The sequence below is a fragment of the Herbaspirillum rubrisubalbicans genome (genome assembly GCF_003719195.1).
Taxonomy (GTDB): Bacteria; Pseudomonadota; Gammaproteobacteria; order Burkholderiales; family Burkholderiaceae_D; genus Herbaspirillum; species Herbaspirillum rubrisubalbicans.
Genome location: NZ_CP024996.1, coordinates 4,498,226 through 4,522,076 on the forward strand (window position 1 = coordinate 4,498,226; position 23,851 = coordinate 4,522,076).

A 23,851-nucleotide genomic window follows, 5' to 3' on the forward strand; every position below is an offset into this window, starting at 1 on the left:
AATTGATGAAATAAGTTCTAGCTATTTCGGCATCTTGCCAGAACAGCTATGGTTTTTCATCGCATTTGCCGAAAAACTTCGTGAAAATTTTTCTCACGCGTAAAACTCATCAATCCTCCCTCCGTGTTGCCGTATCAAAAGCCCCGGCGTGAGCGTAAAAGAGGCCAATAGCGAACTTTTCCCGCCATGCGGGAGATGCAAAAAGACAACGGAAGCGAGCCGGCATGGCGATACGTTGCGCCTCGCCGTCTCGCCACGTAAACGATATTCAAACGCCCGCGCAGCCCCCATCGGCACGCGGATCGGTGGCGCCTTCGATGACGCCATCCGGGTGCACACAGACCGCACCGGCATGTCCCATCATGTCGGTGTAGTCCGCCACCACCTGCACCTCGTGCCCGGCGCGGCGCAAGGCCTCGATGGTGGCGTCCGGCACCCGGCCTTCCACCTTCAGGTTGGTGGAGACATCGCCCCAGGTGCGCCCCAACAGCCAGCGCGGTGCACTGATGGCGGCCTGCAGGTTCTGGCCGAACAGTACGTGGCGGGTAAAGACCGCGGCCTGGGTCTGCGGCTGCCCTTCCCCGCCCATGGTGCCGTAGGCCAGGGTGCGGCCATCGTTCAGACGTGCCAGCGAAGGGTTCAGCGTATGGAAGGGCAGCTTGCCCGGTTGCAACTGGTTGACGCCATCGTCGAGCGTGAAGCTGGCACCGCGGTTCTGCCACACGACGCCGGTGTCGGGCACCACCACGCCGCTGCCGAATTCCCAGAAGATGCTCTGGATGTAGCTCACCACGCGGCCCTGGGCATCGGCCGCGCCCATCCAGATGGTGTCACCGGGCTTGGCCGGATGCGGCCAGGGTGCGGCGCGCTGCATATCGATCTGCCTAGCCTCCTGGTCCAGGGCCTCGGCCAGCAGCCAGTGTGCGGCCTCCACGCTCATGTGGGCGGGATCGGTGACGTGCTGGTTGCGCAGGATGAAGGCGCGCTTGGTGGCTTCCACCAGACCGTGGATGTGCGCGAAACCTTCGGCCTGCGGGACGCCGAGTCGATCGAACAGACCAATGATCATCAATGCCGAAACGCCTTGCGTGGGCGGCGGCAGATTGTAGACGCGGCCTGACCTTAATTGCACCATCAGCGGCGGCAACAGCTGGGCGCGGAAGGCTTCCAGGTCACTGCGGCGCAAGGGGCTGCCGACCGCTTGCAGGCCTGCAGCAAGGCGTTGCGCCAGGTCGCCGCGGTAGAAATCATCGAGACCCGCCTCGGCCAGGCGGGACAGGCTGGCTGCCAGCGCTGACTGTTTCTGCACCTTGCCCTGGGGCGGGATGCCGTCGGCGGCATAGGTCGCGGCAAAGCCGGGCTGGTCCTTCAGTTCATCCCACTTGGCGCGGGTCAGTTCATGTTGCGAGCGGGTGATGGGCACGCCGGTCTGTGCATGACGGATGGCGTCGGCCAGCAGCATCGGCAGCGGCAAGGCGCGGCCAAAGCGTTGGGCATAGTCGAGTGCGGCCGACCATCCGGCCACAGCACCGGCCACCGTCAGCGCCGCATGAGGGCCGCGGGTGGGCATGGTGCGGTGGCCCTGCCCGGTGTAGAAGTCCTGGGTGGCCAATGCCGCCGCGGGGCCGCAGGCGCGGATGGCGACCGGTTCCTGCCCCGCTTCACTGATGACCCAGAAGCCATCACCGCCAATGCCGTTCATGTGCGGATAGACCACGGCGATGGTGGCCGCTGCCGCCACCATGGCTTCGACGGCATTGCCGCCCTCGCGCAGGATCTGTGCGCCGGCTTGCGCGGCCAGGTGATGGGGAGCGGTGACCATACCGCCCAGACAGGTCTTGCTATACAACATGGCTGCCTCCTGATGTGTTGCTGTTCTTGTGCTGGACTACGATGCGGGCATCATACCGAAATAAAAAAAACGGCAGGGACCAGGCCCTTGCCGTTTTTCCCTCCACCATCTCCAGCGACTTCAGATCGCCCCCCGCTCCTGCAAGGCCGCGCGCGCCTCGGCGGCAATCTCGAAGGAATGCAGCCGGGCCGCATGATCGAAGATCTGCGCCGTGATGATGAGTTCATCGGGGGCATGTTCATCGATGAAGGCTTGCAGGCCTTCCTGTACCGTCTCGCGGTCACCCACCACGGCACAGGCCAGCGAGCGCTCCACGTGCGCCTGCTCGCCCGGTTGCCAGAGCGCATCGATATCCTCCACCGGCGGGCGCAACTGACCGGGCGTGCCGCGGATCAGATTGAGGAACTGCTGTTGCAGCGAGGTGAACAGGCGCTCGGCCTGGCGCTGGGTATCGGCGGCGAAGACGTTCAGGGCCAGCATGACGTAAGGCTTCTTCAGGTTGGCCGAGGGCTTGAAGCGCTCGCGGTAGATCTGCACCGCCGACTTCATGAAACCGGGCGCGAAGTGCGAGGCGAAGGCAAAGGGCAAACCCAGTTCGGCCGCCAGTTGGGCGCTGAACATGCTCGAGCCGAGCAACCACAGCGGTACCTTCAGGCCGGCGCCGGGCACCGCACGCAGGGCCTGGTAGTCCGAGGGCTCATCGAAATATTGCTGCAGTTCCAGTACGTCCTGGGGGAAATTGTCTGCCGTGTCACCGCCCATGTGACGCCGCAAGGCGCGCGCGGTGCGCTGGTCGGAACCCGGTGCGCGCCCCAGACCCAGGTCGATGCGGCCCGGATAGAGCGACTCCAGGGTGCCGAACTGTTCGGCAATGACCAGGGGTGAATGATTGGGCAGCATGATGCCGCCAGAACCGACGCGAATGGTACGGGTATGGGCGGCGATGTGTGAGATCACCAGTGCGGTGGCCGCGCTGGCGATGCCGGGCATGTTGTGGTGCTCGGCCAGCCAGTAGCGCCGATAGCCCAGCGCTTCGGCGCGCTGCGCCAGTTCCTTGCTGTTCTGGAAGGCCTGGGCAGCGCTACTGCCCAGGTTGATGGGAGACAGATCGAGAACGGAAAAGGGAATCATGCGTGCATCCTTGTTGACGCGGTGGCCGGGTAGCTTCCCCGGGAAGGGTCATGCAGGCGGTGCCTGAAGCGAGGTTCAGTCCAGCTTGACCACCAGCTTGCCGAAGTTCTTGCCTTGCAGCAGACCCATGAAGGCCTCTGGCGCCTGCTCCAGGCCCTGCACCACGTCTTCGCGGTAGTGCAGCTTGCCCTGCTTGAGCCAGGTGCCGACTTCCTGCTGGAACGCGGCATACAGGTCAGGACGGTTGACGTAGTAGTCGAAGATGATGAAGCCCTGTACGCGAATGCGTTGGGTCAGCACGCGGCGCAAGAACGCATTGCTTTCGGTGGCCAGGCTGCCGCCGTTGTAGTGGGCGATCAGGCCACACACCGGCACCCGGGCGTGGATGTTCAACAGCGGGAAGACGGCGTCCAGCACGGCACCACCGACGTTTTCGAAATACACGTCGATGCCGCGCGGGCAGGCGGCCTGCAATTGTTGGGCGAAGTCGGCGGCGCGGTGGTCGATGCAGGCGTCAAAGCCCAGTTCCTTGACCGCCGACTCGCACTTCTGCGCGCCACCGGCAATGCCCACCACGTGGCAACCGCGCTGCTTGGCGATCTGCCCCACCAGGGAGCCGACCGCGCCAGTGGCAGCGGCCACCACCACGGTCTCGCCAGCACGCGGCTGGCCGATATCGATCAGGCCGGCATAGGCGGTGTAGCCGGGCATTCCCAGCACGCCCAGGGCATGGGAGGGATGGTCGAAACCGGCCGGCAACTTGTGCGCGCCCGTACCATCGGAGACGGCGTATTCCTGCCAGCCGGTGTAGGCCATGACCAGGTCGCCTTCCTTGAAATCGGGATGGCGCGAGCTGACCACTTGCGAGACCACGCCCCCGGTCATGACTTCACCGATGGCCACCGGCGGGGCATAGGAGGGGGCATCGCTCATGCGTCCGCGCATGTAGGGGTCCAACGAGAGCCATTGGCCGCGCAACAACATCTGGCCTTCCTGCAGCGCCGGAATGGCGACTTGTTCCAGGCGGAAGTTGTCGGCGCTGGGGGCCGCAGTCGGGCGCGAGGCGAGGACGATGCGGCGATTGTTCTGGGGAAGCTGGGTCATGGGAAATCCTTTCTGTGTTCAGTTCATCGATGCGAGGCAATCGGGGGCGGCACCAGCACATGGCGGGTGACCAGCATGGCCGCTTCCATCGGTGCGCGGTCGCGGCTCAAGCGCGCCAGCAGGCTGGCGCCCAGCCATTGCTGGTAGAGCATGGTGGCCGTGGCCAGCGGTTGCAGTACGGTGTGCAGCGAGCCTTCGGCGATACCCTCTTCGATGCACACGGCAATGCGCTCGATGAAGCGCTGCGTGCCTTCATGCAAGGCCTGGCGCATATCCTCGGAGAGGTCGGCCACTTCGGCCGAGAGCTTGACCACCAGGCAGCGCTGCTCGACCTGCTGGCAGCACTGGCTTTCCAGCCAATAACCCCAGTAGGTCAGCAGGCGCTCGCGGGCGTTGCCACCATGGCGGGCCTCCAGGACATCGCCTAGCCGGTCCAGGTAGCCTGCCACATAATGCTCGATCAGTTCGCGGCCATATTGTTCCTTGGAACCGAAGTAATGGTAGAAGGAACCCTTGGGGATGTCGGCTGCGGCCAGGATCTCGGACAGGCCGACCCTGGAAAAACCTTTTTGCGCAATGAGGGCGCGGCCGGCCTGGAGGATGTTGCGCTTGTTTTGGCCATAGTGTTCTCGCATGGCGACCATTCTAAAGGAAAATTAGACCGGTCGTCTAAGACCGGTCTTTTTCGGTAGATCAGGCCCGTGGTTTGACCAGCGCCGGGAACAAGGGAAAGACCAGCAAGGCCACCAGCGCCGTGCCCAGCCACACGGCCGGCCAGCCCTGCCAGTGCAGCAGCAGCGGCACGGCCTGGGCGGTGAGGAAAAACACCAGGAACACGCAGCTATTGCCCAGCCCCAAGGCCGTGCCAACCTGGGAGGGGCCGGCCACCACGGCCAGTTCGGTATAGGCCACGCCATGCCAGGCCGACACCACCACGCCCGCGCTCACCAGCAGCAGTGACAGCCAGGGCAAGGCAGCGTGCAGGCTCAGGAGGGACAGCGCGCCCAGCGCGGCGAACAGGATGGCGCTGGCCAGTGCGCAACCGCGCAGGTAATCGCGACGCTGGCCGCGGCGGTCGGTCCAGCGGCCGCTGGCAATGCGCGTGACCGCCGCACCGATCTGGACCAGGGTCAACAGCACGCTGATGAGCAGCAAGCCGGCCTGCCCCACCTCATGCAGGAAGATGCCGCCGAAGCTGATCAAGGCCACCTGCGGCGCGCAAAGCAAACCGATGCCCAGCGCCAGGCGCCACACCATTGCATTGCGCAAGGCCGGGGTGGCGCTGGTGGCCGCGAGTCGGGCGTGCAGCTGCAGCGGGGGTTCGCGCAGCCACCACAGCACCAGGCCCACGCTGGCCAGGCACAACGACATGAGCAGGCCGAACACCGCGGCGAAGCCGGCCTGCGCCGCCAGCGAGGGCAGCAGCAAGGCGCCGATGCCGCCCCCCAGCGGCACCGCGGTCTGGCGGATGCTCATGGCCAGGCCGCGCTCGCCCTCGGCGAACCAGCCCATGATGGCGCGCCCGCTGGCGCCGTTGACGCTACCGCCCAGCAAACCCGCCAGCATCAGTCCGCCACACAGCCACAGGTAGGCCGCATCCGCCCCCTGCCCCGGGCGCGCCAGCAACATCAGCAAGCCCAGTGCCACACTGGTGCCGAGCAGGCCCACCAGCAGCACCTTGCGGTCGCCCAGGCGATCGGTCAGCAAGCCCCATGGCAGCTCTCCCAGCGCCACGCCCAGGCTCAACAGGCCCAGCGCCAGGCCCAGTTGCGCATTGCTCAAGTGGTAGTCGCTGCGCAAGACCAGCGAGGTCACGGGAATGCCCGAGAACACCGCCGAGAAGCTGGCATTGGCGGCCACGCCGGCGGCCAGGACTTTCCAGCGATGCGCGCTGGCGGACAGGGATGAGGATGGCGTTGAGGCCAGTGGTGCAGCGGCTGTGGCGACGGGTTCCATGGCGGGCTCCGGTGAGGATCAGGCCCTGCAGTGTGGCGTGCAAGTCGATGGCTTGAATGTCATAATTCCGGCATTTCCAGCCATTTGACGTTTTCTGCACCATGCCCGCGCGCGATACTGCTTTTCTCATCTTTGCCGATTGCAGCATGTTGGATTTCACCGGTCCGCTGTCGGCCTTCGATGCCGCCAACCGGGTGTCCGGTCAGGCGCTGTATCGGCTGACGCTGTATTCCGAAGCGGGCGGCATGATCCGCAGTTCAGCCGGCGCGCTGATCCAGACCGAGCGCATCGGCCGTGCCAGCTTCGATACGCTGGTGGTAGCCGGTGGTGGTGCGCCGCGCGAGGGACTGGTGTCGCCAGCGCTACGGCGGTACATCGTGCGGGCCGCGGCGCGTTCGCGGCGCATCGCCGGGGTCTGCACCGGGGCCTTCGTCCTGGCGGCCGCGGGGGTGCTCGATGGCCGGCACGCGACCACCCACTGGCGCATGGCGGCCAAGCTGCAGCAGATGCACCCGCAGGTGAAGGTCGATAGCGACCGCATCTATTCGCGCGATGGCAAGGTCTGGACCTCGGCCGGCATTTCTGCCGGCATCGACCTGGCCCTGGCGCTCATCGAAGAGGATCACGGGGTGGAACTGGCGCGCAGCGTGGCGCGCGAGCTGGTGGTGTATCACCGCCGCCCGGGCGGGCAGTCGCAGTTCTCGGCCTTGCAGGAGATGGATGGCGGTTCCGAGCGCATCCGCCGCGCGCTGGGCTTTGCGCGCGAACACTTGCAGCATGAGTTGACGGTGGACCTGCTGGCCGAGGTGGCCTGCCTCAGCCGCCGCCAGTTCGACCGCACCTTTGCCGCCGAGACCGGCCAGACCCCGGCGCGCGCCATTGAGCAGATGCGGGCCGAAGCGGCGCGACTGCGCATCGAACAATCGCAGGACAGCCTGGAGAGCATCGCCCGCGCCACCGGCTTTGGCGACGCCGACCGGATGCGGCGCGCCTGCCTGCGCCTGTTCGGTCAGCCGCCGCAAGCCATGCGCCGACTGGCGCGGCTGGATGAAACGTGAAACTGAAACATAGAACGCCTCAGCGCGCCGTGAGCCGCAGGCGCGTGATTTCGGACGGCGCCAGCAGGCGCTTGGGTGGGCCCCAGTAGCCGGTGCCGCGACTGACGTAGATCCACAGCCCCTGCAAACGCTTCAAGCCCGCCACATACGGCTGTTGCAGCGGCACGAAGAAATTCCACGGGAAGAACTGGCCACCATGGGTGTGGCCCGACAATTGCAGGTCGAAGCCAGCCTCCACGGCCGCGGTCGCAGTGCGCGGCTGGTGTGCCAGCAGGATGCGGGGATGACCCTCTGGGGCCGCGGCGATGGCTGCCTTGGGATCGCTGCGATGGGCTTCATCGAAATGATGGGCGGTGTAGTCGGTCACGCCGGCCAGCACCAGGCCGGCCCCTTCATGGTCCAGCACCACGTGTTCATTCATGAGCACGGTCACGCCCAGGCGGCGCACTTCGGCTATCCATTCATGGGCATTGGAGTAGTACTCGTGGTTGCCGGTGACGAAGTAGCTGCCATGGCGGGCGCGCAATTGCGCCAGCGGCGCGGTATGCGGCGCGAGCTGGCGCACGCTGCCATCGACCAGGTCACCGGTGATGGCCACCACGTCCGGTTGCAGCGCATTGACCTTGTCGACGATGGCTTGCAGATAGGGCGCCTTGATGGTGGGGCCGACATGGATGTCGCTAATCTGGACGATGGTAAAACCTTCCAGCGCGCTGGGCAGCCCGGCGATGGGTACGCTGACCTCGACCACGGCGGCGGTGCGGCGGGCGTTGAGATAACCGATGACGGTAGCCGCTGCAGTCAGCGCCAGCACCAGCCAGGCGGTCAGTTCCACCATCTCATGCCGCTCGATGGGCGACAACGGCAACCAGGGCAACAGGGCCAGGGCGAGGCTGCGCAAGAGGGTCAGCAGCAGCGCCGAGGAAAACGCGCCCATGGCCAACATGCCGGCCCAGGCCGGGCGATCCGACCAGGGTTCGGGTAGGCCGCGCCGCTTCAGGTAGGGCACGGCCAGCGCCACGGGCATCAACAGGACGGACAAGACCAGCACGGTCACCCCCAGGCCGATCCAGAGCGCATCGCTGCTCAGTGCCGGCAGCAGCTGCCAGCCGATCCAGGCGTGCAGCGCGGCCAGCAGGCCCAGGACGATGAAGACGGAAACGTAGCTACGTCGCATGGAATGCCTTTGCAAGAGGAAGATGGGATAGCGCCACACAGGCGCCGGAGCTTGCCAGAAGGCAAGCAGATGGAGGCTGGGAAAATGCTTTTCAAGCAATTTCTGCGAAAAACCTCATAAATTCTCGGCAAAATGGCCCAACATTCGGTTAGTCAAGCCCTTCGCAGAAAGAAAAAATCGGCATCGGGTATGCAAGAAGACGTGCAGAGGAGGATAATATTGCCTTCATCCCCCCGTTTTTAATTTGCGCGACCTTGGCGGCACCCGCTGCATCGATAGCAACAGCATCGACCAAAGGCCGCGCCTGCATCATTGGAAGAGTTATTTTGAGTTCAAGCAAAACCAAACGTTGGCATGGCAACGTCGAGGCGATCAAGGCCGAATTCCTCAACGGCGTGATCACCCAGATGACCTCCTACGGCGACCGCGTCCATTTCAGCATGTTCGGTTCGGTGCAAAAACCGCACTATGAAGTCATCAACAGCTTCGACAAGAAGATGGCCTTCGACGGCAACCACCACCTGCACCGCGCCGAGGAAACCGAGTTCGGTCCCGGCAACGTAACGCCCATCTTCACGCTTGACCAGATCAAGCGCATCGTCGCCACCGGTGGCAGCGGCACCCGCAGCACGCCGCGCTCGGCACGCGCCGCCTCGGCCCGCAGCGCCGGCGGCACGGCCCGCCCGACTACCGCCGCGGCCCGCGCGCGCGAAGCGGTCGATGGCGAGAAGTACGCCTACTTCAAGGCTAACCGCCACATGCTGCCCGATGAAATCAACCAGCATTCCGATGAAATCAGCAAGCTCATGCTCAATGGCATGTCGGCCGAACAGGCCTTTGGCGAAGTCATTTCCAAGTACTTCGACTAAGCTGGCCGGCACCACGCTGGTACCGGCGTGGTCCCAATGAAAATGGCCGGAGCTGCACTGCTCCGGCCATTTTTTCATGGAGGTGATCGACGCCGATCTTCCGTAGGTCAATAGTATTCCGGCACGATCATGGAGTCGGGCACCGGATGGCGCTCGTAATCTTCGTGGCGCTCGCGCTCGGGCAAGATCACCGGAGGGTGCGGCACTTCGGCATAGGGCATCTGTTGCAGCAGGTGCTGGATGCAGTTCAGGCGTGCCTTCTTCTTGTCCACCGCCTGCACCACCCACCATGGCGCTTCGGGGATGTGGGTGCGTTCCAGCATCACCTCCTTGGCCTTGGTGTATTCCTCCCAGCGGCGGCGCGATTCCAGGTCCATGGGGCTCAACTTCCACTGCTTGAGCGGATCATGGATGCGCGAGAGGAAGCGCAGGTGCTGCTCTTCATCGGTGATGGAGAACCAGTACTTGATGACCTGGATGCCGGCACGCGTCAACATGCGTTCGAACTCGGGCACAGAGCGGAAGAACTCTTCATATTGCTCATCGGTGCAAAAGCCCATCACCCGCTCCACACCGGCCCGGTTGTACCAGCTTCGGTCAAATAGCACGATTTCGCCGGCAGCCGGCAGGTGCGAGACGTAACGCTGGAAATACCACTGCGTGCGTTCGCGGTCGTTGGGGGCCGGCAGCGCCGCCACACGGGCCACGCGCGGGTTCAGACGTTGGGTGATGCGCTTGATGACGCCGCCCTTGCCAGCGGCATCGCGGCCTTCGAAGACGATCACCACTTTGTGACCGGTCTGCACCACCCAGTCCTGCAGCTTGACCAGCTCACCCTGCAGGCGGAACAGCTCGCGGAAATACAGGCGACGGTATTCCTTTTCCTCGTTGCCATGGGCGCTGGAGAATTCGCCGGTGACCGGGTCCACGGTGCGGTCTTCCAGCTCCAGTTCCATTTCTTCGTCATAGCTGTCGGCCAGTTCGCGGTGGACGCGCTTGACCAGTTCTTCCTTATCCATTGTTTCCTCTTGTGCAAGATAAAGTGGCGAACGCGGCACTCCCCTTCGCCTGAAAAGTGCGTGACAACATACCTGCCCATTGTGACCAAGACGTGACAGGACGATAACACCCAGCGACCAGGCCGGCAAACCCTGCCAATGCCCTTGCATCCTGCGCCAAAGGGCGGGAAATCACCATGATGCTGCGCAGAACCAGCGCAGCCAAAATACGCTATAGTCCCGGAAACAGATTCGGCATAACAGCATGACACTTACAGAACTCAAATACATCGTGGCCGTGGCGCGCGAAAAGCACTTCGGCCATGCAGCAGAAGCTTGTTTCGTCGCCCAGCCCACGCTGTCGGTGGCCATCAAGAAACTGGAAGATGAACTGGGCGTGGTCATCTTCGAACGCGGCGGCACCGAGGTCTCGGTCACGCCGCTGGGCGCGCAGATCGTGGCCCAGGCCGAGCGCGTGCTGGAACAGACCGCGGCCATCAAGGAGATCGCCAACCAGAACAAGGATCCGCTGTCGGGCCCCTTGCGCCTGGGCATCATCTATACCATCGGCCCTTACCTGCTGCCCTCGCTGGTCAAGACCATGATAGAGCGGGTGCCGCAGATGCCGCTGATCCTGCAGGAAAACTTCACCACCCGCCTGATCGAACTGCTGCGCCAGGGTGAGCTCGATGCCGCCATCATGGCCCTGCCCTTCCCCGAACATGGCTTGAACGTCTTGCCGCTGTATGACGAAGAATTCATGGTGGCCCTGCCGCGCCAGCATAAATGGGCCGACCGCAAGCAGATCGATGCACGCGAACTGAAGAGCGAGACCATGCTGCTGCTGGGCAACGGCCACTGCTTCCGCGACCAGGTGCTGGAAGTCTGCCCGGAGATGTCGCGCTTTTCCACCAATGGCGATGGCATTGCCCGCACCTTCGAGGGCTCTTCGCTGGAGACCATCCGCCACATGGTGTCCTCGGGCATCGGCGTGACCGTGCTGCCGCGTGCCTCCATCCCCGATGCCGATTCCCGCGACGGTATGGTGCGTTACGTCCCCTTCGTCGCCCCCGCGCCGTCGCGCCGGGTGGTGATTGCCTGGCGCAAGAGCTTCACGCGCCAGGCCGCCATCGATGCCGTGCACCAGGCGGTGCTGACGTGCAAGCTCAATGGCGTGGAAATGCTGACCAACGAAACCGTCACCACGGCTTGACGCCAACCAAGCCAGCCACAATAACAAACGGGCCTCGCAATGCGAGGCCCGTTGCATTTCCCATGCGCTTGCGCTGTTGCCTTCAGCCTATCCGGTGTGTGCTTTGCACATCGAACCAATGCACATCCGCCGCCCCGAAGGAGGCGCCGATACGCTGACCGGTGCTGACCGGTACATTGGCCGGACAGCGCAACACCAGCGACTGTCCACCGCAGCGCGCATGGACCAGCAATTCCGCGCCCAGCGCTTCGACCAGTTCCACCTCCAGCGCCAGTTGCGCCTCCGAGCCATCGAGAATGGGCAGCAGATGTTCCGGTCGCACGCCCAGGATGCGCTCCTGACCGGCCGCAGCCGGCAGCGCCTGCGGCAGCCGGACGGTATCGGCCGCACCGCCCTGGTCGACCTCAAAGCTGCCGCCATCAGCCGACAGCTTGCCGCGCAGCAGGTTCATCGGCGGTGAACCGATGAAGCTGGCCACGAAGGTGGTAGCCGGGCGCGCGTAGACTTCAGCAGGAGTGCCGATCTGTTCGGCTACGCCACGGTTCATGACGATCATGCGCTGGCCCAGGGTCATGGCTTCGACCTGGTCGTGGGTCACGTACAGGCTGGTGGTGCGCAGATTGGCGTGCAGCTTCTGGATTTCCAGGCGCATCTGCACGCGCAGCTTGGCGTCCAGGTTGGAGAGCGGTTCGTCGAACAGGAACACGGCCGGTTTCCTCACGATGGCACGGCCCATGGCCACGCGCTGGCGCTGACCGCCGGAGAGCTGGCGCGGGGTGCGTTCCAGCAAGGCGCCCAGTTCCAGGATGGCGGCGGCGCGCTGCACCCGTTCGTCGATCTCGCTCTTGGACAGCCCCTGGATCTTCAGGCCATAGGCCATGTTCTGGTACACCGTCATGTGCGGATAGAGCGCATAGTTCTGGAACACCATGGCGATGTCGCGCTCCTTGGGTTCCAGGTCATTGACCACGCGCTGACCGATGACGATCTGACCGCTGCTGACTTCTTCCAGGCCCGCGACCATGCGCAGGAGGGTGGACTTGCCGCAACCCGAGGGGCCGACCATGACGATGAATTCGCCATCGGCGATCTCGGCATCGATGCCGTGGATCACATCGACCGCCTTGGCGCCGGCGCCATAGGTCTTGCGGACTTGCTTGAGATGGATAGCTGCCATGGCTGTAATTATCTAAATGATATAAATTATTTTTCGGAATCGACCAGGCCCTTGACGAACCATTTCTGCATCAGCACCACCACCAGTCCGGGCGGAAGCATGGCCAGGACCATGGCGGCCATCACCAGGTTCCATTCCACCGCCGAATCGCCGCCGGAGATCAGGGTCTTGATGCCGATGCCAATCGGATACATGCCGGGATCGGTGGCGGCGATGAGCGGCCACAGATACTGGTTCCAGCCATAGATGAACATGATCACGAACAGCGCAATCACATTGGTGCGCGACAGCGGCCACAACACATCCTTGAGGAATCGCAGCGGGCCGGCACCATCGATGCGCGCGGCCTCGGCCAGTTCATCGGGCACCGTCAGGAAGAACTGGCGGAACAGGAAAGTGGCGGTGGCCGAGGCGATCAGCGGCAGGCTCAGACCGGCATAGCTATTGAGCAATCCCAGGTCCGACACCACCTGGTAGGTCGGCGTGATGCGCACTTCCACCGGCAGCATCAGGGTGACGAAGATCATCCAAAAGAACAGGCCACGTCCCGGAAAGCGGAAGTAGACGATGGCAAACGCCGAGAGCATGGAAATGGCGATCTTGCCGATGGCGATGATGAGCGCGGTGACCAGGCTCACCCACAGCATGTGCAGCACGGGCGGTGCGCTCACCTGGCCGGATGTGCCCTTGAAGAGGATGGCGCTGTAGTTGTTGAGCAGCTCGCCACCCGGCACCAGCGACAGCGGCGAGAGCGCCGACTGCTCGGCAGTCTGGGTGCTGGCCACGAAGGCCACGTAGAGCGGAAACACCACGATGAGTACCCCCAGTACCAGCACCACATGGCCGAGGAAGTCGAGGATGGGACGACGTTCTATCATGTGCGCACCTCTGGGTAGGCGAAATGGAGGGGAAAGAGAACAGGTGTCATGCGTATTGCACCTTCTTTTCAACGTACTTGAATTGCACCACGGTGAGCAGGATCACCACCGCCATCAGCACCACCGATTGCGCCGCCGAACCACCCAGGTCGCCGCCGCGGAAGCCATCGACGAAGACCTTGTAGACCAGGATCTCGGTATCCTTGCCGGGGCCACCGTGGGTGGTGGCATCGACGATGACGAAGGTATCGAAGAAGGCATAGACCACGTTGACCACGAAGAGGAAGAAGGTGGTCGGCGAGAGCAGCGGGAAGACGATGGTGAAGAAGCGCTTGACCGGTCCGGCGCCATCGATGGCCGCGGCTTCGATCAGGGACTTGGGAATCGATTGCAGCCCCGCCAGGAAGAACAGGAAGTTATAGCTGATCTGCTTCCAGATGGCCGCCACCACGATGAGGATCATGGCGTGGGTGCCATTGATCATGTAGTCCCAGGGCAGGCCCAGCCAGGCCAGCACATGCGAGAGGATGCCCAGCGAGGGGCTCAACAGGAACATCCACAGCACCCCCACCACCACTGGTGAGACCGCATAGGGCCAGATCAGGAAGGTCTTGTAGAGCGCCGCACCGCGCCGCACGCGGTCGGCAAAGACCGCCAGCAGCAGCGACAACGCCAGCCCGAAGAAGGCCACCAGCGCCGAGAAGACCGCCGTGGTGCGGAACGCTTCGAGATAGGTGGGGTCGGCGAAGAGGGTCTTGAAATTGTCGAACCAGACGAATTCGGAATAGCCGCCGAAGGGATTTTCCAGCAGCATCGACTGCACCAGCGCCTGTACGGCGGGCCAGAAGAAGAACAGCAAGGTGATGATGATCTGCGGTGCCACCAGCAGATAGGGCAACCACTTCGAGGTGAAGCGCGCGCGTTTTTCCACGATCATTCAGCCAGGGATTACCTGGCCGCAGAAGTTGAAGAAAGTCAGAAGTCAGAGCTCAGACATCTGAATACGGAAGCCGGCGTTGGGGTCCAGGATCATGGACCCCAACGCCGCTACCGAAGCTGCTACCGGACAGACTTACTGGTTACCCTTGTTGGCGCGCTCGAAGCGGGCCAGCAGTTCATCGCCGCGCTTGACGGCCGAATCCAGGGCTTCCTTGGCGGTCTTCTTACCGGTCCAGACGTTTTCCAGTTCCTCATCGAAGACGGTGCGGATCTGGACATAGTTGCCCAGGCGCAGGCCGCGCGACTTCTCGGTGGTCTTGACGATCATCTGCTTGACGGCCACGTCGGTACCGGGATTGCGGTCATAGAAACCAGACTGCCTGGTCAGCTCGTAGGCGGCCTTGGTGACCGGCAGGTAGCCGGTATCCTGGTGCCACTTGGCGGCCACTTCAGGCTTGGAGAGGTAGCTGAAGAACTTGGCCACGCCCTTGTATTCGTCGGCCTTCTTGCCGCTCATCACCCACAGCGAAGCGCCGCCGATGACGGTGTTCTGCGGTGCGCCCGGCACGTCGCTGTAGTAAGGCAGCGGCGCTACGCCGAACTTGAACTTGGCGTTCTTGCGAATATCGGCATAGGCCGAAGAAGAACCGGTGATGATGGCGCACTCGCCGGCATTGAACTTGGCATTGGCCTCATCCTTGCGGCCGGCATAGGTGAAGTAGCCCTGCTTGGCCCAGTTGGCCAGGTTCTCGATGTGGCGCACGTGCAGCGGGCTATTCATCTTCAGGCGCGCGTCCAGGCCGCCGAAGCCATTGTTCTTGGAAGCCAGCTCGACGTTATGCCAGGTTGAAAACGATTCCAAATGCACCCAGGATTGCCAGGTCGTGGTGTATACACAGGACGCGCCGCTGGCCTTGATCTTGGCAGCCATGCCGACGAATTCCTGCCAGGTCACGGGTGGTTTTTCCGGGTCCAGGCCCGCCTTGGCGAACATGTCCTTGTTGTAGAACATGATGGTGGTGGAGCTGTTGAAGGGGAAGGACATCATGCCCTTGGGGGTCGAGTAATAACCCGCGATGGCCGGCACGTAGGCGTTCTGGTCGAATTTTTCGCCGGCCTGGTGCATCACTTCATAGACCGGCTTGACCGCGCCCTTGGCGTAGATCATGGTGGCCGTGCCCACTTCGAACACCTGCAGGATGTCCGGCGCATTGCCGGCGCGGTAGGCGGCGATGGCGGCCGACATCGATTCGTCGTACTGGCCCTTGTAGATGGGCACCACCTTGTAGTCGCTCTGGCTCTTGTTGAAGTCATCGGCCAAGGCGTTGACGCGCTCGCCCAGGGCACCGGTCATGGAATGCCACCAGGTGATCTCGGTCGCAGCGAAGGCAGAGGAAGTGATCGTCGCCAGCACGCCAGTGGCGATCAGTTTTTTCATCATGTTCATCAGAGGGGACCTCTCAAAAAAGGGGTTTCGATGCTAACAATGCTCCATGACAGCGGCGTTACATTAGCCGTACTCGCCTGCCAGGGCAAAGAAAAACCGTGCCGTCCTGCAGCACGAAGCGGGAATGCCTCAAAAGAAATGTTTTTGCGTTTTTATAATATTTACTGATTGACGCCGCCGGCTCCGATCACTGTCCGTCTTGTTATCAGTTCATTCTCTTGAAAAGCACGACAGTGCGGAAACGGCGACGCGAATTATAATGCGGACTTTCGTTTTTGCGGACATTCCATGGACAGGCTCAGGCTTTACGCGCTGCTGGTGCGCGCCCACAAACCGATCGGCATCCTGCTCTTGCTGTGGCCCACGCTCATCGCCCTGTGGCTGGCCGCGGGCGGCCCGCCTGACTGGCCTATCCTGGTGATCTACGTACTGGGCACGGTGCTGATGCGCTCGGCCGGCTGCGCCATCAATGACTATGCCGACCGCGACTTCGACCGCCACGTCAAGCGCACCGAACAGCGACCGTTGACCTCCGGCAAGATCCAGTCGTGGGAAGCGCTGATGGTGGCCGGCGTGCTGGCGCTGGTGTCGTTCCTGCTGATCCTGCCCTTGAATGCGCTCACGCTGCAGTTGTCGGTGGCCGCGGTCCTCATCGCCGGCAGCTATCCCTACTTCAAGCGCTTCTTCGCCATCCCCCAGGCTTACCTGGGCATCGCCTTCGGCTTCGGCATCCCCATGGGCTTTGCCAGCGTGACCGGCACGGTGCCGCTGGCGGCCTGGGTGCTGCTGGTGGCCAATATCTTCTGGGCGGTGGCCTATGACACCGAGTATGCAATGGTGGACCGCGACGACGACCTCAAGATCGGCATCAAGACCTCGGCCATCACCTTCGGCCGTTACGACGTGGCCGCCGTGATGCTGTGCTACGGGGTGGCGCTGGCGCTGATCTGGGTGGTCGGCCTGCAATACGGGCTGGGCCTGTGGTTCTCGGCGGGTATGCTGGTGGCCTGCGGTTTCGCGGGGTATCACTACACCCTCATCCGCGAGCGCGACCGGATGCGCTGTTTCGCCGCCTTCAACAACAACAACTGGCTGGGCGCGGCGATCTTTGCCGGCGTCGCGCTGGATTACCTGATGCGCTAATAACGCATCGAAAAAGGGAGACACGATGGAAGCGCAATTCTGGCTGGAACGCTGGCGCGAAGGCCGCACCCATTTCCACCAGTCGCGGGTGACCCCGCTGCTGCAGAAATACTGGCCACAACTGGCGCTGCCCCATGGCAGCACGGTGCTGGTCCCGCTGTGCGGCAAGTCGCTGGACATGCTATGGCTGGCCCAGCAAGGCCATCGCGTGCTGGGGGTGGAATTGTCGGAGCTGGCCATCACCCAGTTCTTCAGCGAGCACCAGTTGACGCCCGCCATTCATGAGAGCGCCCAGGGCCGCCACTACGTGGCCGGCAACATCGAACTGATCTGCGGCGACATCTTCGCCCTGGAAGACGCCACCCTGGCCGCCTGCGCCGGCGCCTACGACCGCGCCGCACTGATCGCGCTGCCGCCGCCCATGCGCGCCGACTATGTCACGCAGACCTACGGCCGCCTGCCGGCACAGGCGCGCAGCCTGCTCATCACGCTGGAATACGACCAGCAGAAGATGGACGGCCCACCCTTCTCGGTGGCCGAGGAAGAAGTGCTGCGCCTGTATGCCGCCCACAGCGAAGCCGTGGCGATAGACCGCCGCGATATCCTGGAGAAGGAACCCAAGTTCCTGGAGCGCGGATTGACGGCGCTGGAGACGGTGGTTTATCGCTTGCAGCGCCAGGCTTGAAGAAAGGTTCGTACCGCTCCACCGGCCAGTCGGCTTGATCAGGCGACGTGGCGCTGCAGGTCGTCGAGCTTCACTTCGACACTGTGCTTGCCACCGCCGTGCTGACCGTTGCGGTCACTGGCATTGGCCACGGCGGCCAGGATGACCTTGATTTCTGCATCGGCAAAACGCCGCAGGGCTTCACGCATGAGCGGCTGGTAACCGACATTGTGGATGCGGGCGATCTGCTTGAAGGTTTCTATCAGGTCGCGGTCGAGGCGGATTGAAATTGCCTGCAAACCTTGCGCCTCATCAATCTGCTGCTCCAGCTCGGGCGGAGCGCGCTTGGCGTAGCGGGCATCCCGACCCAAGGTGCCGTTTTCCCAGTTCTCGACACTTCCTTTGATTTTCTTTGGAGCGTTCATTTTCTTCTCCTCTTGCAGCCGCACCACGATGGCACCGGCTTATTTTCCGTACTTTTCATAGATGGCAATTTCAATCTCATTGGGATCGTAGGCAGTCTTGAGATAGTGTGTGCCATTCTTGAATACGTAGACGATCTTCAACAGCCGACCACCATTGGTTTCCGCGACAAACCATAAAGTGGGCGGATCAGTCTTGTTGTCTTCGCGCTCATCCAGCAGATTGACTCCGCACCTGTTGGCGAAGCACTCCGCAATTTCGTCTTCACTGACGGGCGGCACTTTCCTGTTCAGCTTGGTACGCACGCCCAGCGAGATAGACAAAGCCTCCATCTTCACCTCAAAATGTATATACACAAAGAAAGGAGATATTTCAAGCGAAAAGACCGAAAATCTCACTATCTATGACCACAAAATGCGGCATATAGCTACACCACTATCCGCGATGATTTTATTTGTATATACATAAAAAGAGGGAAAACAGGCGAAGCTTTTCGTCAAGACTCACATAATTTCGAGTCATGAGATAGAGGGGGGGAATGCTTAGAAAAAACAGAAAGGCCCACCTTCATGCAGATGAAGGAAAGCCGGTCATCATGGGCAAGCTGGTGAAAAACCAGGAATGCTATACCTCAGCCGTAGTGCGCACCACCGTCACCCGACTGATCAGGAACTCCCCCTCCACCACCACGCGAAACGGTACGCCCGCAACATTGAAGCCCGGACCGCCTTCGTCGTCCCAGACCTGGGCGATGGCGTCGAACTCGCGTGGGCTCATCTGCAGCATCTGCGCGCTGATGACGAAGGTGGCCCCGGTTTTCTGTTTCCTGACGATGTCTTCCAGCTTGGCCATGTTCATTCCTGAGGTTCTGTGATGCATTGGCGGTGCGGCTCTGCGCCGCACCGCCTACCCTTTCAGCGCGCCGGCAGCAAGGCCATCACGTTGACCGGCTTGCCGTTGCGGCGGATTTCGAAGTACAGCTTGACCTTGTTGGTGTCGCTGTTGCCCATGGTGGCGATCTGTTGGCCACGCGTGACCATCTGGCCTTCCTTGACCAGGATGCTGTCGTTGTGCGCATACACCGACAGCAATTGCGGCGTGTGCTTGATGATGACCATGTTGCCGTAGCCACGGATGCCGTGACCGGCATAGGTGACCTTGCCGGCCGCCGCCGCCACCACCGATTGCCCCTGACTGCCGCTGATGTCGATGCCCTTCTTGTAGCTATCGGCGCTGGGCGCGGACTTGCCCTGGGTCGGCCACATCCAGTCCAGCTTGGCGTCAGCCGGAGCCGGGGTGTCGTCATCGTCATCCTGCGGCTTGGTAGCCGGCTTGGTCGCGGGCCGGGTCGTGCTCTTGCGCGGCGTGCCTGACGCAGAAGACGCTGCCGGGCGCGGACTCTGTCCGGCACCTGTGCGGGCCACCACGCCTACCGGCGGGCGCACCAGGATGCGCTGGCCCACTTCCAGGTCGTCGGGATTGCGCAAGCGGTTCCAGGTGCGCAGGTTGGCCGGGCTCTGATCGAAGTCGCGGCCGATGCTGTAGAGCGTATCGCCGCGCTTGACGGTGTAGTAACCGTCACCGTCGGCGGTAGCAGCGCAGCCGGCCAGCAGCAAGGCCAGCACCAGCGGCAAGGCCGCCAGCCATGCATTGAAACGGTAAGGCTGTCTCATCAGGCCTGGCCGAATTCGTCGCCCAGCTCTTTGCTGCGCGTGGCAGCCGCTTGCAGGGCGGTGACGATGGCCGCTTTCACGCCCGACTGTTCCAGGCTGGTCAACGCGGCATAGGTGGTGCCCCCCTTGGAGGTGACGCGCTCGCGCAAGGTCGCCACCGATTCCTCGGAGCGACGCGCCAGTTCGGTGGCGCCGGCGAAGGTGGCCTTGGCCAGCTCCAGGCCCTCTTGGCGCGACAGGCCCAGTTGCGCGGCCGCCTGCTCCATGGCTTCAAGGAAGTAGAACACGTAGGCCGGGCCGCTGCCGGAGACGGCGGTCACGGCATCGAGCTGCGCTTCCTGCGCCAGCCACAGGGTTTCACCGACTGCCTTGAGGATGGTATCGGCCTGGGCGCGCTGCAAGGTCGAGACCTGCTCATGCGGCACCACACCGGAAATGCCGCGACCGATCAGCGCCGGCGTATTGGGCATGGCGCGCACGATGGCCTGGTGGCCATCCAGCCAGCGCGACAGATCCACCATGCGGATGCCGGCGGCAATGGAGACGATCAGTTGCGCACCGATGAAGGGCTTGAGCGTCGCTACCACTTCGCGCATCTGCTGCGGCTTGACCGCCAGCACCACCACGTCCACGCTGGCAATGGCGCCATCGATGGTTTGTGCGGTGGCCACGCCGAACTTGTCCTGGAGCGATTGCAGGGCATCGGCATTGAGATCGACTACGTGGATGTCCTGGGCCGCCGCCACCTTGCCGACCAAACCACCGATCAAGGCCGATGCCATGTTGCCGCCGCCGATAAACGCTATCTTCACTTGTGCTCCTTGTGTCTTGTGTAGGGCTGATGCTATTGGGTTGAAAACTTCATATAGGCCGCATCAAGCGTAATGCCGAGCACCAAAGATAGCACTGCCGATGCGCACTATGCTTGCCCCTTCGGCCAGTGCGGCCTCCAGGTCGGCCGACATGCCCATGGAAAGAGTATCCAGGGGCAGGCCACTCTGGCGCAATTGTTCATATAGCCCCCGCACCGCGGCAAAGGCGGCCCGCTGCTGTGCCGGGTTCTCGCTGGGGGCAGGGATGGCCATCAGGCCGCGCAGCCGCAGATGGGGCAATTGCGCCACCTGGGCGGCGACCGCGGGCAACTCCTGGGGGGATAGACCGCTCTTGCTGGCTTCCCCGCTGATATTGACTTGCAGACAAATATTGAGCGGCCCCAGTTCCGCAGGCCGCTGTTCGGACAGGCGCTGGGCGATCTTGAGACGATCCACCGAATGCACCCAGGCGAAGTGCTCGGCGATGGGACGCGTCTTGTTGCTCTGGATGGGGCCGATGAAATGCCACTCCAGCGCAATCCCGGGCACCAGGGCCGGCATGGCTGCGATCTTGTCCAGCGCTTCCTGCAAATAGTTTTCACCGAAGGCGCGCTGCCCGGCCTGCACCGCTTCGGCCACCGCCTGCGGCCCGAAGGTCTTGGAGACGGCCAGCAATTGCACCGAGGCGCTCGCACGGCCGGCCTCCTGGGTGGCGCGGGCGATCTGTTGTTGCACGTGTTGTAAGCGTTGGGCGATTGACGACATAATCCGGGAGCCGGGAGGGGCAGCCTGCAGGGAGATAAACAGATTGTTAGTGAAACCTCGCCGGGATTATAAATGGACATTGCCACCCTACTGGCATTTGCCGTCAGAAATCAGGCTTCCGATCTGCATCTTTGTGCAGGTCTGGCGCCCTTGTTGCGGGTCCACGGCGCCATCCGCCGCATCAACCTGCAGCCGCTGGAGGCCGCGCAATTGCAGCAGGCCCTGCACGCCGTCATGCCCAGCGCCCTGCATCGCCGTCATGCCGCAGGGGCCGACTGTGACTTTTCCTTCGCCCTGCCCACCCTGGGGCGTTTCCGGGTACACGCCTTCCACCAGCAACGCGGCCCGGCTGCGGCCATCCGCTGCCTGGGACAGCAGCCCCCATCCCTCTCTGAACTGGCCACGCCGCCGCTGTGCGCCGAGCTGGCCCTGCGGCCACGCGGGCTGGTGCTGGTGAGCGGGCCGACCGGGGCCGGCAAGAGCAGCACGCTGGCGGCCATGGTCCGGCACATCAATGAAATGCGACCGGTACATATCCTGACCATCGAAGACCCCATCGAATTCATCCATGAGCCGCGGCGCGCCCTGGTCACCCAGCGCGAGATCGGCACCCACGTCGCCGACTTCGCCCAGGCCCTGCGCGCGGCGCTGCGCGAAGACCCGGATGTGTTGCTGGTGGGCGAACTGCGCGACGCCGACACCATCGGCCTGGCCCTGACCGCTGCCGAAACCGGCCACCTGGTGCTGGGCACCTTGCACGCCGCCTCGGCGGCCAAGACGGTGGATCGCATCATCGATGTCTTCCCCGCCGGCGAAAAGGAAGCCGCACGCGCCCTGCTGGCCGAGGCCCTGGAAGGGGTGATCGCCCAGACCCTGCTGCCCACCGTAGACGGTCTGGGCCGGGTGGCGGCGCATGAATTGCTGGTGGCCACCCCGGCCGTGCGCAACCTGATCCGCGAGGGCCGCAACGCGCAACTGGTCTCGGTGATGCAGGCCGGTGGCGCGCAAGCCATGCAGACGCTGGAGGCCAGCCTGGCGGCGCTGGTCCGCCAGGGCCGCATCAGTGAGCAGACCGCCCGTGCACAGGGCGCCACCGGGTAAGCGGCAGCTCGCCAGCAGCGCTGCGCGCCGCGGTTTAGAATGGCGGCCACCATTTCGCCAGCTCGCAAGGACAAGCCCATGACCACACTCTACGATTTCCAGCCCAGGCTGCCGGACCAGACGCCCTTCCCGCTGGAACAGTTGCGCGGCAAGGTGCTGCTCATCGTCAACAGCGCCAGCAAGTGCGGCTTCACGCCGCAATACAATGGCCTGGAAGCGATCCATCGCCAGTTCCAGGCGCGCGGCCTGGAAGTGCTGGCCTTCCCCTGCAATCAATTCGGTGCGCAAGAGCCCGGCAATGCCGAAGAAATCGGCGCCTTCTGCGAAAAGAACTATGGCGTGAGCTTCCCGCTGTTCGCCAAGATCGATGTCAATGGCGAACACGCCGACCCGCTGTTCCAGTACCTCAAGAAGGAAGCTCCGGGTCTCTTGGGCAGCAAGGCCATCAAGTGGAATTTCACCAAGTTCCTGGTGCGTCGCGACGGCAGCGTCTTCAAGCGCTATGCGCCGCAGACGCGACCGGAGGAAATGATTTCCGATATCGAGACGCTGCTGGCCGAAGAGGCTACCAAATAAGCTCCCGCCGCAGCTTCAGGGCAGTGCGCGGATGATCTGGTAATCGGCATCACGCACCGGTACGAAATGCGTGGCGCGCAGGTTGTCCAGCGTGAGCCTCACGCGCAAGGCGTTCTTGTCGAGGAACACGGCGCGGATCGTATGGCGGATATCGGCGCACAACTGCCCGCGATAGACGAAGGGATCGAAGGGAATCGGCGCCGAGCGCCACAGCACGCGCAGGTCGCTCTTCTTGAGCTTGCCGTCGCTGATCATGCGCGAAAGATTGGTACTGGCCACGAAGGCGGCATCGGCGTGACGCTGCAATACCGCCATCACCGATTGCTCGTGATTGCCGGAATACCCGATGCGCGAAAAATACTGGTCCAGCTGCAGCTTGTACTGGCGCGCAAAGATATGGCGCGGAATGAGCGAACCCGAGGTACTCTCGGGATCGGCCAGCACCAGCACCTTGCCCTTGAGCGAAGCCACGCTGTCATACGGACCTTGCTGGCGCGTGATCAACAAGGCGTAATACACCGACGACACCCCACCCTGCGCGGCAAAGTTGGGCTCCACCTGTTGCATCGAGGCAAACGGCGTGATCTGCGGATCGCCCTTGCGCGCCGTGACGTAAGAAGCCGGACCCAGTCGCGCCACATCGACCGCGCCAGCGATCAAGCCTTCGACCACGCTGCCATAGGAGGTAGGCACGACCACGTCTACCGGCATCTTCAGCCGCTCGCGCAATTCCTCGATGAGGGGATTGAGCGCCGTCTGCTGGTCATTGCCCCGGCCCTGCGGCACGAAGGAAAAGCGCAGCCGCTGCGGTCGTTCGCAGGCGCTCTTGCCGCCCGCCAGAGCAGGCGCCGTGGTCGATGCCGACAGCGCCACTGCCGCGCCCAGCAATACAGTT

General features: G+C 63.1%; 25 protein-coding genes. 7 read left to right on the plus strand and 18 right to left on the minus strand.

Features of this window, described 5'->3' with window-relative positions; genetic code table 11:
* Positions 1-268: 268 nt before the first annotated feature.
* The 5 genes from RC54_RS19985 to RC54_RS20005 all read right to left on the minus strand — a co-directional run bounded on the left by RC54_RS19985 (position 269) and on the right by RC54_RS20005 (position 6,043).
* Positions 269-1,852 (minus strand): gamma-glutamyltransferase family protein, encoded by a 1,584-nt coding sequence (locus tag RC54_RS19985; RefSeq protein WP_061788664.1) that lies wholly within the window; start codon positions 1,850-1,852, stop codon positions 269-271.
* A 120-nt stretch (positions 1,853-1,972) separates the two neighbouring features.
* Positions 1,973-2,983, minus strand: coding sequence for an LLM class flavin-dependent oxidoreductase (locus RC54_RS19990; protein WP_061788663.1), 1,011 nt, complete (start codon positions 2,981-2,983; stop codon positions 1,973-1,975).
* 75 nt (positions 2,984-3,058) lie between these two features.
* Positions 3,059-4,087: an NADP-dependent oxidoreductase gene (locus RC54_RS19995; RefSeq protein WP_058896632.1), complete on the minus strand. Its 1,029-nt coding sequence runs from the start codon at positions 4,085-4,087 to the stop codon at positions 3,059-3,061.
* A gap of 23 nt (positions 4,088-4,110) precedes the next feature.
* A complete protein-coding gene (locus tag RC54_RS20000; protein ID WP_061788662.1) occupies positions 4,111-4,722 on the minus strand; it encodes a TetR/AcrR family transcriptional regulator in 612 nt (203 codons plus the stop codon).
* Positions 4,723-4,780: 58 nt separating this feature from the next.
* Complete coding sequence (locus tag RC54_RS20005; RefSeq protein ID WP_061788661.1) at positions 4,781-6,043, minus strand: MFS transporter; 1,263 nt, start codon at positions 6,041-6,043, stop codon at positions 4,781-4,783.
* A gap of 101 nt (positions 6,044-6,144) precedes the next feature.
* Here RC54_RS20005 and RC54_RS20010 point away from each other — a divergent pair, with 101 nt between their 5' ends.
* Complete coding sequence (locus tag RC54_RS20010; protein ID WP_058896635.1) at positions 6,145-7,101, plus strand: GlxA family transcriptional regulator; 957 nt, start codon at positions 6,145-6,147, stop codon at positions 7,099-7,101.
* Between the two features lie 19 nt (positions 7,102-7,120).
* On the opposite strand, the gene RC54_RS20015 is transcribed toward RC54_RS20010, so the two are convergent.
* The gene (locus RC54_RS20015) at positions 7,121-8,278 is read right to left on the minus strand and encodes a metallophosphoesterase (protein ID WP_061788660.1); all 1,158 of its coding nucleotides are present in this window, start codon (positions 8,276-8,278) and stop codon (positions 7,121-7,123) included.
* A gap of 326 nt (positions 8,279-8,604) precedes the next feature.
* Between RC54_RS20015 and RC54_RS20020 the strand changes: the two genes are divergently transcribed.
* On the plus strand, positions 8,605-9,147 hold the full coding sequence (locus RC54_RS20020) for a hypothetical protein (RefSeq protein ID WP_026052079.1): 543 nt from the start codon (positions 8,605-8,607) through the stop codon (positions 9,145-9,147).
* Between the two features lie 107 nt (positions 9,148-9,254).
* Here RC54_RS20020 and ppk2 read toward each other — a convergent pair whose 3' ends face one another.
* Positions 9,255-10,166, minus strand: coding sequence for a polyphosphate kinase 2 (gene ppk2 / locus RC54_RS20025; protein WP_017452371.1), 912 nt, complete (start codon positions 10,164-10,166; stop codon positions 9,255-9,257).
* 244 nt (positions 10,167-10,410) lie between these two features.
* Here ppk2 and RC54_RS20030 point away from each other — a divergent pair, with 244 nt between their 5' ends.
* Complete coding sequence (locus RC54_RS20030; RefSeq protein WP_058896637.1) at positions 10,411-11,358, plus strand: LysR substrate-binding domain-containing protein; 948 nt, start codon at positions 10,411-10,413, stop codon at positions 11,356-11,358.
* A gap of 82 nt (positions 11,359-11,440) precedes the next feature.
* On the opposite strand, the gene RC54_RS20035 is transcribed toward RC54_RS20030, so the two are convergent.
* From RC54_RS20035 to ugpB, 4 genes are all read right to left on the minus strand, one after another.
* Positions 11,441-12,535, minus strand: coding sequence for a sn-glycerol-3-phosphate import ATP-binding protein UgpC (locus tag RC54_RS20035; RefSeq protein ID WP_058896638.1), 1,095 nt, complete (start codon positions 12,533-12,535; stop codon positions 11,441-11,443).
* A gap of 26 nt (positions 12,536-12,561) precedes the next feature.
* Positions 12,562-13,413, minus strand: coding sequence for a sn-glycerol-3-phosphate ABC transporter permease UgpE (gene ugpE, locus RC54_RS20040; RefSeq protein WP_017452374.1), 852 nt, complete (start codon positions 13,411-13,413; stop codon positions 12,562-12,564).
* A gap of 46 nt (positions 13,414-13,459) precedes the next feature.
* Positions 13,460-14,344, minus strand: coding sequence for a sn-glycerol-3-phosphate ABC transporter permease UgpA (gene ugpA, locus RC54_RS20045; protein WP_017452375.1), 885 nt, complete (start codon positions 14,342-14,344; stop codon positions 13,460-13,462).
* A 141-nt stretch (positions 14,345-14,485) separates the two neighbouring features.
* On the minus strand, positions 14,486-15,799 hold the full coding sequence (gene ugpB, locus RC54_RS20050; protein ID WP_058896639.1) for a sn-glycerol-3-phosphate ABC transporter substrate-binding protein UgpB: 1,314 nt from the start codon (positions 15,797-15,799) through the stop codon (positions 14,486-14,488).
* Positions 15,800-16,087: 288 nt separating this feature from the next.
* On the opposite strand from ugpB, the gene ubiA reads away from it, so the two are divergent.
* Positions 16,088-16,942, plus strand: a complete 855-nt coding sequence (ubiA, locus tag RC54_RS20055; protein ID WP_061788659.1) for a 4-hydroxybenzoate octaprenyltransferase — start codon at positions 16,088-16,090, stop codon at positions 16,940-16,942.
* A gap of 25 nt (positions 16,943-16,967) precedes the next feature.
* On the plus strand, positions 16,968-17,627 hold the full coding sequence (locus RC54_RS20060; protein WP_061788658.1) for a thiopurine S-methyltransferase: 660 nt from the start codon (positions 16,968-16,970) through the stop codon (positions 17,625-17,627).
* 38 nt (positions 17,628-17,665) lie between these two features.
* Here the strand turns inward: RC54_RS20060 and RC54_RS20065 are convergent, their stop codons facing one another.
* From RC54_RS20065 to RC54_RS20090, 6 genes are all read right to left on the minus strand, one after another.
* Positions 17,666-18,031: a BrnA antitoxin family protein gene (locus RC54_RS20065; protein ID WP_058896642.1), complete on the minus strand. Its 366-nt coding sequence runs from the start codon at positions 18,029-18,031 to the stop codon at positions 17,666-17,668.
* A gap of 39 nt (positions 18,032-18,070) precedes the next feature.
* A complete protein-coding gene (locus tag RC54_RS20070; RefSeq protein WP_058896643.1) occupies positions 18,071-18,361 on the minus strand; it encodes a BrnT family toxin in 291 nt (96 codons plus the stop codon).
* 292 nt (positions 18,362-18,653) lie between these two features.
* Positions 18,654-18,881 carry a hypothetical protein gene (locus RC54_RS20075; protein WP_017452379.1) on the minus strand — a complete coding sequence of 76 codons (228 nt, stop codon included), beginning with the start codon at positions 18,879-18,881 and terminating at the stop codon, positions 18,654-18,656.
* Positions 18,882-18,943: 62 nt separating this feature from the next.
* Positions 18,944-19,702: a peptidoglycan DD-metalloendopeptidase family protein gene (locus tag RC54_RS20080; RefSeq protein ID WP_061788657.1), complete on the minus strand. Its 759-nt coding sequence runs from the start codon at positions 19,700-19,702 to the stop codon at positions 18,944-18,946.
* A complete protein-coding gene (gene proC / locus RC54_RS20085) occupies positions 19,702-20,514 on the minus strand; it encodes a pyrroline-5-carboxylate reductase (RefSeq protein WP_082803051.1) in 813 nt (270 codons plus the stop codon). The genes RC54_RS20080 and proC overlap by 1 nt, the downstream gene beginning before the upstream one ends.
* Positions 20,515-20,577: 63 nt before the next feature.
* On the minus strand, positions 20,578-21,279 hold the full coding sequence (locus RC54_RS20090; protein ID WP_061788656.1) for a YggS family pyridoxal phosphate-dependent enzyme: 702 nt from the start codon (positions 21,277-21,279) through the stop codon (positions 20,578-20,580).
* Positions 21,280-21,351: 72 nt separating this feature from the next.
* On the opposite strand from RC54_RS20090, the gene RC54_RS20095 reads away from it, so the two are divergent.
* Together RC54_RS20095 and RC54_RS20100 are read left to right on the plus strand one after the other, a co-directional pair.
* The gene (locus RC54_RS20095; protein ID WP_061788655.1) at positions 21,352-22,380 is read left to right on the plus strand and encodes a type IV pilus twitching motility protein PilT; all 1,029 of its coding nucleotides are present in this window, start codon (positions 21,352-21,354) and stop codon (positions 22,378-22,380) included.
* 78 nt (positions 22,381-22,458) lie between these two features.
* Positions 22,459-22,956, plus strand: a complete 498-nt coding sequence (locus RC54_RS20100) for a glutathione peroxidase (RefSeq protein WP_058897647.1) — start codon at positions 22,459-22,461, stop codon at positions 22,954-22,956.
* A 15-nt stretch (positions 22,957-22,971) separates the two neighbouring features.
* Here RC54_RS20100 and RC54_RS20105 read toward each other — a convergent pair whose 3' ends face one another.
* Positions 22,972-23,844, minus strand: a complete 873-nt coding sequence (locus RC54_RS20105) for a phosphate/phosphite/phosphonate ABC transporter substrate-binding protein (RefSeq protein WP_017455128.1) — start codon at positions 23,842-23,844, stop codon at positions 22,972-22,974.
* Positions 23,845-23,851 lie beyond the last annotated feature (7 nt).